14 protein-coding genes and 1 pseudogene are annotated in these 13,681 nt (G+C 63.4%); 13 read left to right on the top strand and 2 right to left on the bottom strand.

The genetic code is table 11. The annotated features are described in order from the left end of the window. Positions 1–50: 50 nt before the first annotated feature. The 9 genes from ADBZ9O_RS10435 to ADBZ9O_RS10395 all read left to right on the top strand — a co-directional run bounded on the left by ADBZ9O_RS10435 (position 51) and on the right by ADBZ9O_RS10395 (position 7,061). Positions 51–224 (top strand): hypothetical protein, encoded by a 174-nt coding sequence (locus ADBZ9O_RS10435; RefSeq protein ID WP_526530885.1) that lies wholly within the window; start codon positions 51–53, stop codon positions 222–224. After that, positions 205–1,182: a hypothetical protein gene (locus ADBZ9O_RS10430; protein ID WP_526530883.1), complete on the top strand. Its 978-nt coding sequence runs from the start codon at positions 205–207 to the stop codon at positions 1,180–1,182. Before ADBZ9O_RS10435 ends, ADBZ9O_RS10430 begins: the two co-directional genes overlap by 20 nt. Positions 1,183–1,290: 108 nt before the next feature. Further along, positions 1,291–1,692 carry a phage tail assembly protein gene (locus ADBZ9O_RS10425; protein ID WP_526530881.1) on the top strand — a complete coding sequence of 134 codons (402 nt, stop codon included), beginning with the start codon at positions 1,291–1,293 and terminating at the stop codon, positions 1,690–1,692. 142 nt (positions 1,693–1,834) lie between these two features. After that, on the top strand, positions 1,835–3,712 hold the full coding sequence (locus ADBZ9O_RS10420) for a phage tail protein (RefSeq protein WP_526530879.1): 1,878 nt from the start codon (positions 1,835–1,837) through the stop codon (positions 3,710–3,712). A gap of 93 nt (positions 3,713–3,805) precedes the next feature. Then, complete coding sequence (locus ADBZ9O_RS10415) at positions 3,806–4,201, top strand: hypothetical protein (protein ID WP_526530877.1); 396 nt, start codon at positions 3,806–3,808, stop codon at positions 4,199–4,201. Between the two features lie 132 nt (positions 4,202–4,333). Further along, on the top strand, positions 4,334–5,122 hold the full coding sequence (locus ADBZ9O_RS10410) for a hypothetical protein (RefSeq protein ID WP_526530875.1): 789 nt from the start codon (positions 4,334–4,336) through the stop codon (positions 5,120–5,122). Positions 5,123–5,195: 73 nt separating this feature from the next. Further along, the gene (locus ADBZ9O_RS10405; RefSeq protein WP_526530873.1) at positions 5,196–5,594 is read left to right on the top strand and encodes a hypothetical protein; all 399 of its coding nucleotides are present in this window, start codon (positions 5,196–5,198) and stop codon (positions 5,592–5,594) included. Between the two features lie 546 nt (positions 5,595–6,140). Continuing rightward, entirely contained in the window at positions 6,141–6,533 is a 393-nt protein-coding gene (locus ADBZ9O_RS10400) for a hypothetical protein (RefSeq protein ID WP_526530871.1), read from the top strand. Positions 6,534–6,761: 228 nt separating this feature from the next. After that, complete coding sequence (locus tag ADBZ9O_RS10395; protein WP_526530869.1) at positions 6,762–7,061, top strand: phage head completion protein; 300 nt, start codon at positions 6,762–6,764, stop codon at positions 7,059–7,061. Between the two features lie 522 nt (positions 7,062–7,583). Here the strand turns inward: ADBZ9O_RS10395 and ADBZ9O_RS10390 are convergent. After that, positions 7,584–9,209 carry a recombinase family protein gene (locus tag ADBZ9O_RS10390; protein ID WP_526530867.1) on the bottom strand — a complete coding sequence of 542 codons (1,626 nt, stop codon included), beginning with the start codon at positions 9,207–9,209 and terminating at the stop codon, positions 7,584–7,586. A 17-nt stretch (positions 9,210–9,226) separates the two neighbouring features. Further along, positions 9,227–9,325: pseudogene (locus ADBZ9O_RS10385) on the bottom strand (HhH-GPD-type base excision DNA repair protein); the annotation flags it as partial. Positions 9,326–9,513: 188 nt separating this feature from the next. On the opposite strand from ADBZ9O_RS10385, the gene ADBZ9O_RS10380 reads away from it, so the two are divergent. From ADBZ9O_RS10380 to ADBZ9O_RS10365, 4 genes are read left to right on the top strand one after another with little or no spacing between them, the layout of a single operon-like run. Next, positions 9,514–10,704, top strand: a complete 1,191-nt coding sequence (locus tag ADBZ9O_RS10380; RefSeq protein ID WP_526530865.1) for a sensor histidine kinase — start codon at positions 9,514–9,516, stop codon at positions 10,702–10,704. 30 nt (positions 10,705–10,734) lie between these two features. Next, positions 10,735–11,514 carry a LytR/AlgR family response regulator transcription factor gene (locus ADBZ9O_RS10375; protein WP_526530863.1) on the top strand — a complete coding sequence of 260 codons (780 nt, stop codon included), beginning with the start codon at positions 10,735–10,737 and terminating at the stop codon, positions 11,512–11,514. Continuing rightward, positions 11,501–11,896: a hypothetical protein gene (locus tag ADBZ9O_RS10370; RefSeq protein WP_526530861.1), complete on the top strand. Its 396-nt coding sequence runs from the start codon at positions 11,501–11,503 to the stop codon at positions 11,894–11,896. Before ADBZ9O_RS10375 ends, ADBZ9O_RS10370 begins: the two co-directional genes overlap by 14 nt. Then, a complete protein-coding gene (locus tag ADBZ9O_RS10365) occupies positions 11,893–13,623 on the top strand; it encodes a sodium/solute symporter (protein WP_526530859.1) in 1,731 nt (576 codons plus the stop codon). The genes ADBZ9O_RS10370 and ADBZ9O_RS10365 overlap by 4 nt, the downstream gene beginning before the upstream one ends. The last annotated feature ends 58 nt before the right edge of the window (positions 13,624–13,681 follow it).

The following is a 13,681-nucleotide window of genomic DNA, read 5'->3' as shown; positions in this document are numbered from 1 at the left end:
TAGCAGCCGTCCAAAGTCGTTACGCCTCATCGAGAAAGAAGACAACGCCAATGATCCGGTCGCCCGTACTCACGTCGAGCTGGGATGCTCGCCGCCGCGAGACGTCGTACAAAATCGCCATCGAGGGCACCGGCAAGTTCCTGCTGTTCACCGAGGCGACCCTCTCGGACTTAATCGACCAGATCGAAGCCATGAAGGCCTCACGTGGAACCGTTCGCACCTGACGCTCTGACGCTGGAGCTGCTGCAGTCAGAGCACGCCAACGGCACGTGGGTCGGTCACGAGCTGCTGCCGATCGCCAGCAGGATCCGCAATCAAGGCGGCGACGCAGACGATTACGAGCGTTGGGTGATGTCGTCGCACCTGTGGTCGTCATACATGAACAGCACCACCGACAAGGCCAAGAAGCAGGACGCCAGTTTGGCCGGCGCGTGGCTCAAGGCCAAGGAATCTAAGCCGTTCCACCTTGAGGCTGCTCTGACCGAGCTCGCTGCCAGGGTAAGCGCTCATACCGGCTGGAAGGGCACAACCGGATCCCGCGACCGCGCGGTTGCGCTCGCCCTGATCAGCTTCTGCATCGAGCACAACTGCTTCACCAGAACACTTTCCAGCTACGAGCTGGCTAAGTGGACATCGGGAATGTCCCAACGAACAGTCAGCCGCGCTCTGACGGCGCTTACTGACATCGGACTAATCCGAGAAGTGGAGCGTACCGACAGGCGGACCTCTGTCAGGTCCACCAAGAGGTACCAACTATCACTTCGATGGGGGGTATCAAATACTGGCTCAAGGAGTACCGGCAAAGCCTCATTGAGTCACGAATTGACACCCCCCTTTGATCTGTGGTCACGCAGGGGTTTGGGACCGAGTGCCCAACGGGTTCACGAGGTTCTGACCGATGATCCTGTGACGGCCCGGTACGTCGCAGAGCGAACCGGGATGGCGGTGCCCAGCGTCAAGAGATTCCTCAGGATCCTAGCTAACCATTGCTTGGCGGGCATCAAGCCCTCCGGTCCCGGCGGGCCGACGCTCTACTTCGCAGTCGCTACACCGCTCGATGCGGTCGCGGACTCGCTCGGGATCTACGGGCACCTGGAGATCAAACGCTGGGAGATCGAGCAGAGGCAGAACGCGAACAAATCTGCCTACCCAGGCAGCTACCGGCGACTCTCGACCCTCTGAGAGCGGTTCTCTCCGCAATATACAACCGAGGCCTCGTGCAACCGGGGCTTTATCTTCTGCTGCCCTAGGCAAAGGCCAGGCAGCACAACCACTAACGAAAGGTTCGCCATGTCAAACGTTTTCACTCTCGATGCTCTCCGCGAAGAGACCATCAACAAGTACGCCCCCACCAAGATCGAGCTGCCCGACGGCTCTTCCGTCGAGCTCAAGAGCATCCTTCGCTTGAAGAAGAAGGCTCGCGAGGAAGTGCTCGCTGCTGTCGAAGACATCAACTCGAACGAAGAGGATGAAGAGGACGAAGATTCGTTGGACGAGTGGTCCGAGCTGGTAGTCGAATCCGTCTCCAAGGTCTTCCGGCTGATCGCCTCTTCGCCGAGGAAGCTGATCGCCGAGCTCGAGCACGACGACCCACAGGTCAAGGCAAGTTTGTACACCGCAGTGCTCACCAAGTGGATCGGTAACTCCCAGCTGGGGGAAGCAGAGCCCTCGCTGCCATCGCGGCGTCGATGATGGCCGCGCAGAGAAAGAGGAGGGCTGAGAAATAGCAGGTCCAGGAGGCGTAGAGGTCGGTCGGGTATCTGTCAAGGTCCTACCCGACACCGACGACTTTCGAAGAGATCTCCGACGAGATCTCAGCTCCATCGAAAAGTCGTTGAAGCTCAACATCGAAGTAGAGCCGGACACCTCCGGTTTACGGCAGCAGATACGAGCTGCCACAACCGGTTTGAAGGCGAAGGTCGAACTCGAAGTCGACCGATCCGCCCTGAGTCAGGTCAGCCAAGCCCTCTCAGGTGGCGCAGGCGGTGGCAAGGGTATGGGCATCCCCGACACCGGGACGCTCCTGGTGGCTCTCGCAGCCTTGGCGGCGGCAGCCCCCATCGTCGGTGTGGTCGCGACGGGTCTGCTGGCTATACCGGGCCTGCTGGCCTCGGTGGCCGTCCCGATCGGGGCGATAGCCCTCGGATTGGACGGCCTCAAAGCGGCAGCCTCCGGGCTGACGTACCCGTTCGAGAAGCTCAAGTCGGCGATGTCGATAGCGACAGAGGCCCAGTTCACACCGGTGTTTGACCAGCTCGGGAAGATCCTCCCGGCGCTGGAGAAGTCGCTGCCGAAGGTCAGCCAAGGCGTGGCCGATTTGTTCGGCGGGTTCACCTCCGCGATCACCTCCAGCGGAGGTATGGCCCAGATCGATTCGATCATCTCGAACATCTCCGCCGCGCTGACCGCAGCGGCTCCCGGCGTGACGCTGTTCACCAACGGGCTGCTGACGCTCGCCAACGAGTTCGCCGCGAAGCTCCCGGCCATCTCCGGGTGGTTCTCCGAGATGGGCGCTCAGTTCACCTCGTGGGTCGACAAGATCAGCGCAGACGGCTCGCTGTCGGCTGCGTTCGACGGGCTCGGAGCCACGATCAACGCGCTCGTGACCTCGCTGGCCCCGCTGTTCCAGCAGGGGATCGACTTCATGGGGGATCCCGAGAAGGTCAACTCGCTCACAGCCGCCATCGAAGTCCTCGGAGCAGTCCTCGGCGGAGCCGTGACGGTATCCGGAGCGTTGTTCGAGGGAATGACCCGAGCCGCCGACGGAATCAAAGCAGGTTGGGAAGGCGTCAAAAGCCTGTTCGCCTCGGTCGTCTCGGCGATCGGACAGGCCGCAGCCTCCGTATCCGGTTTCGGTTCCTCGTTCCTGGCCGTTGTGGCATCGGTCGTCTCCGCCGGCGGGCAGGTCCTCGCAGAGGTCTCCTCGTGGCCCGGCAGGGTCGCCGGCGCACTCGCTGGGCTGGCGCAGGCAGGTTTGGACGCAGGCAAGAACCTCGTTCAAGGCCTTATCAACGGCATCGGAGGGATGATCAGCTCCGCCGTCGCGAAGGCGAAGGAACTCGCCAGCTCGGTAGCCAACGCCGTCACCGGCTTCCTCGGGATCAACTCGCCCTCAAAGCTGTTCACCGACTACGGCGGATACACCGCCGAGGGGTTCGGTAAAGGGCTCGTGGAGGGGTTCCAGCCGGTCATCGACCAGGCGAAGGCTCTCGCGAAGAAGCTCTCCGACGCCTTCGACAGCGGGCTGTCACTCTCAGGTGTCGACTACTCCAACGAGATCGAGAAGACGCTGGACGCGATCGACCTGGAGAAGAAGTCACTCAAGGTCGACAAGAACGCTCTGGCCGCAGACGACAGAACCGGTCGCAAGGCTATTCAGAGTCTGATGGATCAGCTCCAGGCGCAGAAGGACATCCTCGCGCTGCAGGAAGACCGGATCAGCAACGAGGCGAAGTACGGAGACGTCGCAGCCAGCGGGGAAGACCCGTTCGCCAAGGCAGCCGCTGGCCTGATGAGCGCACCCGTCAACTTCGCGAAAGCGACTGGGCAGCAGTTCTTGTCGGACATCGGCATCGGCGGAAACGGCATCCTCTCGAAGGCCATCACCGAGGGCATTCAGTACATCTTCCAGATCGGATCTGTCGATGAGGCCCTGTCGATCAAGGACCGGACCGAATCCCGGCAGGCGTTGTCTGTCGTAGGCAGGACGTAACGACGAGAGGCCCCAAACCCGTTACGGGGTCTAGGGGCCTCTCGCTTTTCAACCCAACAGAATAGGAGAAGGATCATCGGTACCGAGAGCTTGTTGCAGCTGGTCTACCCCGGTGTGATGGCGACCGGCAACAGCCAGCGAGTCGACATCCTGCGAGGTGCAGATGTCCCAGAAGACCACGTCGTGGTTCGTCTCGCCCACGGGTTCACCAAGTCCGAAGGTCTGGTGCTGCACCATTTTCAGCGCGCAGGAATGCAACGACAGATACCGGACGACTGGGACGAGTCAACCAAGCAGGCGCTCCATCCTGCGCGGGAGATGACAGCTGACCTGTCACACGAGGTCTACATCAGGCCAGGAGCTGAGAGCACCCCGGAACTGGCGCGCTCCCGTGAGGACCTCGGCAAGTGCTACATCGCAACCGCCGGAATCGTTCTCGACGGAGAGGAAGCCGTCATAAGTTTCCTGCAGGCCAACGCGTCACCATGAATCGCTCTCAGGTCGATTCTAAGCGTTCGTAGGTTCCACGCTATCCAACTCATCACCACATCTGTATTCGGCCTCCAGCATCCGAGCTGGAGGCCGCTTTTTATGAACACCACCACCAGGAGGAAACACCGAATGTTCGATCACACCGCTATCGCCAAAGCCGTCAGTCGCTGGACCGGGCTGGGGGTCAAGCTACCCAACGAACTCGCCACCGCCATCGACGTATTCGAGGCGCTGCTCTACACCGAGGTCGGGTATCAGGCCCAGTTCGATCTCGCGGAGGTCACCGCAGCCAACGCCGAGGAGAAGATCAAGGAGTTCGCCGACCAGCTTGTCCTGTCTGAGGTGCCAGGCGGCGGCCTATCGGTGCTCGGCAAGGCGAAGAACTACGCCGTCGAAGCTGCAGCACGCCGCGTCAACGCCGTCGCACGCGCATCGGTATCAGCGGTCATCGAGCTGCTGACCCCAGAGTTCAACCGACACGCCGAGGCCTACGCCGATGCGGTCCGCAAGCTCCCCGGAGATCCAGATGTCAACAACGGCAAGAAGTCCACGACCACCCTCTCGGAGCGGCTCGTTGCGGCCGGCCCGGACGCCGTCACCGCCTTCGGACAGGCTCAGCAGGAGGTCCAGTACCTGCACAGGGTCAGCTCGTGGGTTGCCAGTACCGGCCAGCTGTCAGGAACAACGGATATGGAGGTGGCGCTGCGGATCCTCAGGCCGTCAACGTATTCCGAGCTTGAGCGTGTTGACGCTGCGGCGCGACGACGTAACACCGATCCGGCGATTGCCGCGATCGACCCGGTGTTCTTCGCCGCAGTGCGCGGGCGGGTGGAGTTCGGCATCAACACCCTCTCTGAGGCGGCTGGTATCCGCTCAGAATTGCAAGAGGCTGCCGCCAAGTCCGTCCGGTTCGCCTGACCCACAACAACACCCACGGAACGGCCCTCGGCTCAACGCTGAGGGCCTTTCTCGTCCCACCCGAAGGAATTGCATGAACGCCGCACGCACGTTGAAAGCCGCCATCGAGAGAAGCGGCAGGGGCCACCGACCGGAACCGATCACCGAAGAATTCGCCCAAGCAGTCGCCCACAAGTTGGAAAGTCGTGGCATCGCCACCGTGGATGACCTACCAGGACCGGCTAATCACCTCGAGTGGTTCGACCTGGCCATCGAAATGCACAACCGAAACGTCGCCTTCCAGAAAGAACGCGACGCACGGCGCAAGGCCGAGGAGGAGGCGCATAACGCGCCACAGACAACCGCAGGATTATTGGCAGCAGCCATCCATGGCGAGAGGGGAAGCGCTGGAACCATGCCCCTCAACGGCGCAAGCGTTCTACGCGCTGCCCTCAACGGGGGAAGCGGAACTATCAACGGCAGCGCAACGTGACCGATCCAACGCAGAAGCCGCAACGTCGAGGGCGGCGAAGATCCAAGTCGTGTGCCCGCGAGGGATGCGAGCGCAGGTCAGACAGAAGCGCGTACTGCGGCCCGATGTGTAGAGCGCTGGACTACGAACTGACCAGGCTGCAAGAGCTGTATCACGTCGCTGGGGATCAGGCACTCAGCTCAGACGCATGGGTGGCGCTGGTGTCCATCGCGGACCACTGGTCCGAGTTCGCCAGTGTGAGAGGGGCATTGGCTCGTGAGATACGTGAGCGTGGACTACCCCTACCGATGTGTCAGCAACCTTCGAGGTCTGCATAACATCTGCATACTTATGCACCCACCCCCCAGGGGGAGACCCCCTATGACCCCTCCCGAGACCGGGACGTAATGCGGGTGAGCCACCGGATGCGTCGCATAGCCTAGTTTTTCGTATGAATATACACAACGAGTGCATAACCGGCAGCGCTCAGCAACATCGCTGAGCTGCAGAGACACCCAAGAGGCCCGTTGCCGGGGCCACTTAAAACACAACAGAAGGGGGCCGGAAATGGCCGAAAACGAGGCTGAAAAGCCACAGATACCGAAGTATCCGACGGGCCTCAAGGCGCGCGGTCGGGGCAGACGCCTATGGAGGGAACTCCACGAGTCAGCCAACTTCACGGGAAGCCCGGAGACGCGAACCGTCATCGAGGAGGTCTGCTACCTCGCTGATGAGGTAGACCGGCTACGTGAATTCGTCAGTGCCGCCGGCGCAGACACACGGGTGGAAGGCTACAACGGCCAGCCAGCCTCTATGCCCGAGGTTGATGACCTACGGAAGAACCAGACGCTGCTGTTGTCGATGTTGAAGTCGATCAGGGTGGCCGACGACAGCGACGGCGGCAAGATGACGCGCAGCCAGGCAGGCACTGTCGCAGCCTCTGCACGGTGGAACCGATGAGACCAGGGGTGAGGTACGGCAAGTCAGCCGCTCCTACGGTCAACGCAGGCGCTGTGTTTGTTCAGATTATGAAAAGCAGACTCACGAGTGATCCGCGCACGCACGCGGAGTTCATCGCAGACATCCGAACCAAGCAAGCAGCGGGGCAGCCGAATCCTGCCATCGCTGCCCTGCTACACCGGCTGGAGGGATGTGCGAATGTCACTGCTCGATAGGGGGAACGACTCTGTGACCGTGTTCCCGGAGGAGGCTTACACCGACTCCGACGGCAACATCCTCACACGAGCTGCACCGATCGGCACGACGCATCGGGCTGTCGTGCAGCCGATCTCCGCTAAGGAGAACCAAGACGGGGGTTTCATCACCACCACCCGGTACCGGCTGCGACTGATCCGGTACCGGGGAGTTCTAGGCGCTCGGTCCCGGATCCAGTGGAAAGGCAAGCGGTACGGCATCGAGGGGGAAGGACTGGACTACACAGGGAGCCCCCGAACGGCTCACGTCGACTACGTGATGGTCCGCAAGTAGCTCAAGCGCCTAGCAGACGCCGAGTGCCATCCAGCCGCACCAGTACTTCTCCGTTGTACTTGTAGAAGTTCTGGGGTTCTAGGACGGCATCGCACGCCTGACAGGCGGCGGGCTCTAGGCCCCAGTTCTCTTGCCACGGCCGGTATTCGAATGGCCCAAGGCTGGCAACCCTGTTGTGACTGTCGGACATGACGTGCCAGTCGTGCACACGCGCGGAGTAGACCTCCGCTTTGGTCAGGCCTTGCTCATCATCGAAGTAAGACGCCTCGAGTATCGGCGGACAACGGTACTTGAGTGTGTCCCTATCCCAATCGTCCCAACGCCTCAGCGTCACGGTGCGGGTAGCTGAGTCCGCACCCGCAGAACGCATCTCAGCCACCCACTGCACCGCCTGTTGAGCACATTGCTCATAGTTTCCCGATTCGCTGTGCGACCACCCGCTGCGATTGTCCGACCACCCCAGCGATAAGCGGGCGGTTACCGTGTACTCGAATCTTGTCTTGCGTGACATGACCAGGGACACTAGCCATTTTCGTTTCGGGGTGTGTCTAGGCGCGTTTGGTCCAGGTAATACTCCCGGTGCTCGGCGTCCATCCACGCTGGAGTCACTGGGGTCTGTGGCCGGTCGAAGTAATCGCGCTCCCCCTTGCGGGTCAGCACGTACCGGAGACCAGCATCTAGGTAGAGCTGCCTCCGGTCTCCCGCGTCTGCTGCCTGCCAAGCCTGTTGCTTAGTCTGGCCTGTCTCCTCGGTGATCCAGCCAGCAGCACGGCTCGGTGTCGCTGCTAGCTGGTCACGCTTGGCTACCTGAGCCTTCATCCGCTCCAGCCACAGGCGATCGTCGTCCGATGTCGTCAACAGACCGGCGTCGGACTCCATCCGTAGTCGGTCGATGGTTGCGTTGACCTGATCAAGCTCGGCGCTGTGGTCCTCTCCCGGCACGAACACGCTTCGCGTCATTGGCTCATCTCCTCGGAAGAAGGCGAACTCGTGTGCCAGTTGGAAGTCCACATCATCGGCCCGTGCGGAAACACCGTTGCAATTCAGAGGTGTTCGGCCACACCTATACGAACGCCACTCCCCCATCTCGCCGCTTGCCAGCCTCTTACGAGTGATCTGTTGCGCCAACGAGGATCCGCAGACGCCATCGGTGACCCCGCACGCAGGGCAGCCGGCGCAGCCGCAGACAGCGACACCGAGAACCGGGTTAGTCGTCTTGCTGGGCGTCCGCCGGCCAATCTTTCGGAGTTGGGCAGCCTTCTGGATCTGCTTCCATGTGTCCGCGTCAAACGTCGGGGGTCCGAGATTGATCGGCTCGCCCTCGGCGTCGAGCACGGTCATTACGTGCTTACCCCGACCGGTCATCTTCAGACCCTGTGTCCTCGGAGAGGTCAACCCGTCTATTACGGAGTTGACCGACCACGGTCTCGCCTTCGCAGGTTTACCGTTGGCCACTCTCGCCCTGTCCATGTTCGTCAGCGCGCCTGACTCGTTGAGCCACGCAGCGATTCGGATGAACGACCAGCCCTCTAGAAGCTTCGCCGCCATGCCGTGCAACAGGCCGTAGCCCTCTGTGTCGCGCTCCAGGCCCTTGCCCTTGCCGGATGGGTGGTCAACCACTTTGAAGCCCAGAGGAGGGACACCGGAGGCCCAACGATCCTGCCCGCGCAGCACCCGATGGGAGTCGGCCGCGCGTGACTTGAACCTGTTCAGCTCCAGCTGGGCGAAGAACGACCCGAGGTACACGAATAGCTCTGCCATCATCGCGTCGATGCCCTTGGTTGCACCAGGGCGATAGTCGAGCTTCAACCCGTCCTCTGCGAACACCACCACCTTGTCGTGCTCCTCAGCCCACTGGGCGAAGTCGACGCAGTGCCGGGTGGATCGGAACGCACGGTCCATCTTCGACCAGACGATAGCGTCCCACTTGGACGCTCCCTCTTCGGTGAGCCACTGGCCCAGGTCTGGCCGATCCTCTGGCCGCTTCTCGGCAGACACGCCTAGGTCTTCAAACTGCCCAATCACGTTGTAGCCGTTGGCCTCTGCCCACTTTCGTGTGGTCTCCAACTGCGCTATATGCGAGACCTTCTGCGGTCCCTGGACTACCGACACGCGAGCGCCGACGAGTGCCCTCAGCTGTTTGGTCATGGTTGCAATCGTACGGTCACTTGCTGATCGAGCATCATCCCGACCAACAACGCCAACGGATTGGACTCGAGCAGCTCATCGGCCGCGGGATCCTGCACAAGCTGCAGCTTCGACATGCCGACAGTCTAAAACCCTCGCCGAGGCGGACACCTCGAGTTGTCCGCCTCGTAGCGACAACGGGGTTGACCACGCGTCGCCCAGGCGGTTGTCGCTACAAGGCGAACAGAGAGACACTCCACCGCGCGCGACGGCACGCGCCTATCGCGATGGACCCGGTCACCCGGTTGGCAATACCCTCACCACCATGTCCGGCGAGTTCACAGTCGTGGTGGCCACGGCGCTGCTCGTCGTCGCATTGATCGCCGCGGTCATCGTCGTGCGCACCCGCCGGGTGGTCGCGACCCCGACCGAGCGGGCCGTGCACGCCACCCTGCACACCGCGTCACTGGCCGCCCGCGCACTGCGCGAGGGACTGGACTCCGACTCCGCCGCCCGCGCGGTGCCGCACCTGCGGGACCTCACCGGTACCGAGGGTGTCGCCCTCTATGACCGCGACGCCCAGCTGCTGGCCTACGAACCGCCCGGCGATCCGATGTGGACGCCCTTCTTGCTGGCCCGGTGCGAACGCGCGGCACAGGTATCGATCGCCGGGCAGCGACGGGTACTGACCGGTGGCGAGCTACCCGCGGTGGTGGCTCAACCTCTGCTACCCGATGACAGCGCCGTGGACGGCGTCCTGGTCATCGTCACCAACGCGACGCCGGGTCCCGGCATGCTCGGCGCGGTCGGCGAGGTCGCCCGGTATGCCACCAGTCAGCTCGAGCTAGCCGAACTGGACGCCTCGCGGGCGCGACTGGACCGAGCCGAGGTCCTGGCGCTGCGGGCCCAGATCAGCCCGCACTTCGTCTACAACGCACTGAACACCATCGCCTCCTTCGTGCGGACCGACCCGGACCGGGCCCGTGAGCTGATTCTGGATTTCGCCGATTTCACCCGGTACTCCTTCCGCGCGGCCGGGCCCTACACGCTGCTGGCCGACGAGCTGCGCAATATCGACCGCTACCTCACCCTGGAGCGCGCCCGCTTCGGCGCGGCACTGGAGGTGAAATTGCAGGTCGCTCCCGAGGTGCTCAACGTGGTGGTCCCGTTTCTGGCCCTGCAACCGTTGGTGGAGAACGCCGTTCGTCACGGTCTGGCCGGTCGCCCCGGCGGAGCGATCACCCTGATCGCCCGCGACGAGGGCGCTGATTGCGTCATCACCGTTGAGGACGACGGCGTCGGGATGGATCCGGAGGTCCTGGAGTCTGCGCACGCCGATGCCCTCGGCACCGATACCTCCGGTGACCAGACCGCACACGTCGGACTGACAAATGTCGACCATCGGCTGCGAGCGGCGTTCGGCAACGATTACGGTCTGGTGGTGGAGACATCCCTCGGCGCGGGTACCAAAGTGATCATGCGGGTGCCGAAATTCCGATCAGGTGTCCACGTTTAGAGCACGTCTTCAGCTTGGAGGTGGCGGCACGTGACACGGGTGATCGACGTGCTCGCCGTCGACGACGAGAAACCTGCACTCGACGAATTGGCCTATCTGCTGGGTAATCACCCGTTCGTCGGCGCGGTCCACAGCGTCGGCGACGCCAATTCGGCGCTGCGCGAACTTTCCGAACGCCGCCACGACGCAATCTTCCTCGATATCAACATGCCGGGCCTGTCCGGTCTCGAGCTCGCCGCGGTGCTGGCCAATTTCACGGCGCCGCCTGCGGTGGTATTCGTGACGGCACATGAAGACAAGGCCGTCGCCGCCTTCGACGTCGGCGCAACCGACTATCTGTTGAAACCGGTACGCGCACAGCGCCTCGACGAGGCGATCCGTCGCGTGCTGGCCGTGCGCAGCACCGAACCGGTCGATTCCGACGACAGCGACGAAGTGCTGCCCGTCGAACTCGGTGGAGTCACACACCTGGTGCGCCGCGACAGCATCGGTTGGGTCGAGGCCGACGGCGATTACGCCCGGCTGCATGCCACCTCCGGTTCACATTTGGTCCGCATTCCGCTGTCGCTGCTTGAAAGCCGTTGGCGGACAAAAGGATTTCAACGGGTACACCGCTCATACCTGGTGGCGCTACATCAGGTTTCCGGACTGCGCAGCACCGACGCAGGCGTGCTGGTCCGAGTGAAGGCCAACGGTGAATCCCCCGCCGTCGAGTTGCCGGTCAGCCGCCGCCAGACCCGTGAACTCCGCGACCGCCTGGTGCGCGACCCGATGCGCAACTACCGACCCGGCGCCGATGACCAACCCTGACCCCGGTCCCCGCAAGCGCGTCGTGCTCGCCCATCGCCGGGGCGCGCGCATGGTGCGGACCCGCGTCGAACTCCAAGAGCAGACCGAGGTCGGTGACGCGCTGGTACGGGGACTGGTCCGCACACAACTCGGTCTGGCCTTGCGGCTGGCCGCGGTGGTGGTCTGCATCATCGCCGCGATCCCTCTGCTGGGTAACGCTTTTCCCGCATTGGAGGCACTGACGCTATTTGGTGTCCGGATGAACTGGCTGATTCTGAGCGTGCTGCTGTATCCGCTGCTCTACGGTGTCGCCCGCTTGTTCGTCCGACTGGCCGAACAGGGCGAACGCGATTTCATCGGCATCGTCAACGATGGCCACCACGACGGCACCGACGAGACATGAGCATCCTGACCGCCGGCGCCCTGATTCTGGCGGCATTGGCAACGGTGTTGGTCGGCGCCTACGGCGGTCGACTATCGCGCACCACCTCCGATTTCCTGGTCGCCTCGCGGACCGTCGGTCCACGCTGGAACGCGGCCGCCATCTCTGGTGAATACCTTTCCGCTGCATCATTTCTCGGGGTTGCCGGACTGGTAGCCAAGTACGGTGCCGACGCGCTGTGGTATCCGGTCGGATTCACCGCAGGCTACCTGGGGCTGCTGCTGTTCGTATCCGCCCCGCTGCGCCGATCGGGTGCCTACACGGTGCCCGATTTCGCCGAATTCCGACTGGGCTCGGCGCGATTGCGGACGGTGAGCATGCTCGTGGTCGTCGTGATCTGCGTGCTGTACCTGGTCCCTCAGTACCAAGGGGCCGGTCTCACCCTGAAAATCCTTCTCGGCGTGCCTGTCTGGATAGGTCCGGTGGCGGTCGGGGCGATCGTCATCGCCAACGTGGTCGGCGGCGGAATGCGGTCGATCACCTTCGTGCAGGCATTCCAGTACTGGCTCAAGCTGACCGCGATCGCTGTCCCCGCACTGGCCCTGTTGGCGCTGTTCCTCTCCGATCGCACCGAACTGGGTGGCCCGCTGCCGCCCACCGTCCCGCACCAGACCACCGTCACCGTCGAAACCGATGTGGTGGTCCAGGTGGCGCAGCCGACCGGGATCACCGTCACCGGCACGTTGGACGGACGACACCTCGACAATGCCGCCATCCCCGGACCCGGTCGGTACACCGTCGGCCAGGGGACGACGCTGACACTGGCCGCCGGAGCCGCCACCCCGGTGGTGGCAGGCACCCCGGCCAACGGTGACGAATGGCTGGCCTCAGGTCGCGGACTCGGTGGGGATCATCCGCTGTACCAAGTGCTTTCGATCATCATCGCCACATTCCTCGGCACCATGGGGCTGCCGCACGTGCTGGTGCGGTTTTACACCAACCCCGACGGGCGAGCCGCTCGGCGCACCGCGTTGGCGGTGATCGCGTTGCTGTCGTTGTTCTACCTGTTCCCGACGCTGCTCGGCGTGTTCGCCCGCCTGTATGTGCCGCAACTGCTGATCACCGGCACCGCAGACGCGGCCGTGCTGCTGTTGCCGAGCGCGGCCATCGGCGGCGTCATCGGCGCCGGCCTGGCCGCATTGGTGGCAGCGGGTGCGATCGCCGCGTTCCTGGCCACCTCATCGGGTCTGCTCGTCAGCATCGCCGGTGCACTGGCCACCGACGTGTTGCCCGGGCGGGTCCGCGATTTCCGCCTCGCCGCACTCGTCGGCGGCATGGTCCCGATTCCGCTGGCCTTGGCGGCCTCGTCCATCGAACTGTCCCGCAGCGTCGGGATGGTCTTCGCCGTCGCGGCTTCGACGCTGTGTCCGCTTCTGGTTCTGGGCATCTGGTGGCGCGGGTTGACCAGCGTCGGCGCGATCTGCGGGCTGGCGGTAGGTGGTGTGCTGTCGGGGACAGCGACCACCCTGGCGGTCACCGGCGGCATCGACGACACGCTGTTCGGCGGCTGGCCGGCCGCGCTGATCGGCTTTCCCGCCGCGGTGACGGTGCCGTTGGCATTCCTGACGATGGTGGTGGTCAGCCTGCTGACGAAATCGACCGCGCCGCCGGATGTGGCGCGCATCTTCGCCAGGATGCACGTCCCCGAACGACTCGGCCTCGGCGTCGAGCGCCTGCCCCGCGACTGAGCCACCGACCGCTCGTCGTAGACAACGCACCGCTTGCCGCAGGCCCTGCCAGCTTCCA

This window comes from Mycobacterium sp. (assembly GCF_965229105.1).
Lineage (GTDB): Bacteria > Actinomycetota > Actinomycetes > Mycobacteriales > Mycobacteriaceae > Mycobacterium.
The sequence above is the reverse complement of the archived record's forward strand: the minus strand, read 5'-3'. Positions and strand labels throughout refer to the sequence as shown.

Coding starts and splice junctions, on each gene's coding strand:
- ADBZ9O_RS10365 (WP_526530859.1), top strand. CDS start 11,893: ATGAGCATCCTGACCGCCGGCGCCCTGATTCTGGCGGCATTGGCAACG.
- ADBZ9O_RS10390 (WP_526530867.1), bottom strand. CDS start 9,209: ATGACCAAACAGCTGAGGGCACTCGTCGGCGCTCGCGTGTCGGTAGTC.
- ADBZ9O_RS10400 (WP_526530871.1), top strand. CDS start 6,141: ATGGCCGAAAACGAGGCTGAAAAGCCACAGATACCGAAGTATCCGACG.
- ADBZ9O_RS10435 (WP_526530885.1), top strand. CDS start 51: ATGATCCGGTCGCCCGTACTCACGTCGAGCTGGGATGCTCGCCGCCGC.
- ADBZ9O_RS10380 (WP_526530865.1), top strand. CDS start 9,514: ATGTCCGGCGAGTTCACAGTCGTGGTGGCCACGGCGCTGCTCGTCGTC.
- ADBZ9O_RS10425 (WP_526530881.1), top strand. CDS start 1,291: ATGTCAAACGTTTTCACTCTCGATGCTCTCCGCGAAGAGACCATCAAC.
- ADBZ9O_RS10410 (WP_526530875.1), top strand. CDS start 4,334: ATGTTCGATCACACCGCTATCGCCAAAGCCGTCAGTCGCTGGACCGGG.
- ADBZ9O_RS10405 (WP_526530873.1), top strand. CDS start 5,196: ATGAACGCCGCACGCACGTTGAAAGCCGCCATCGAGAGAAGCGGCAGG.
- ADBZ9O_RS10370 (WP_526530861.1), top strand. CDS start 11,501: ATGACCAACCCTGACCCCGGTCCCCGCAAGCGCGTCGTGCTCGCCCAT.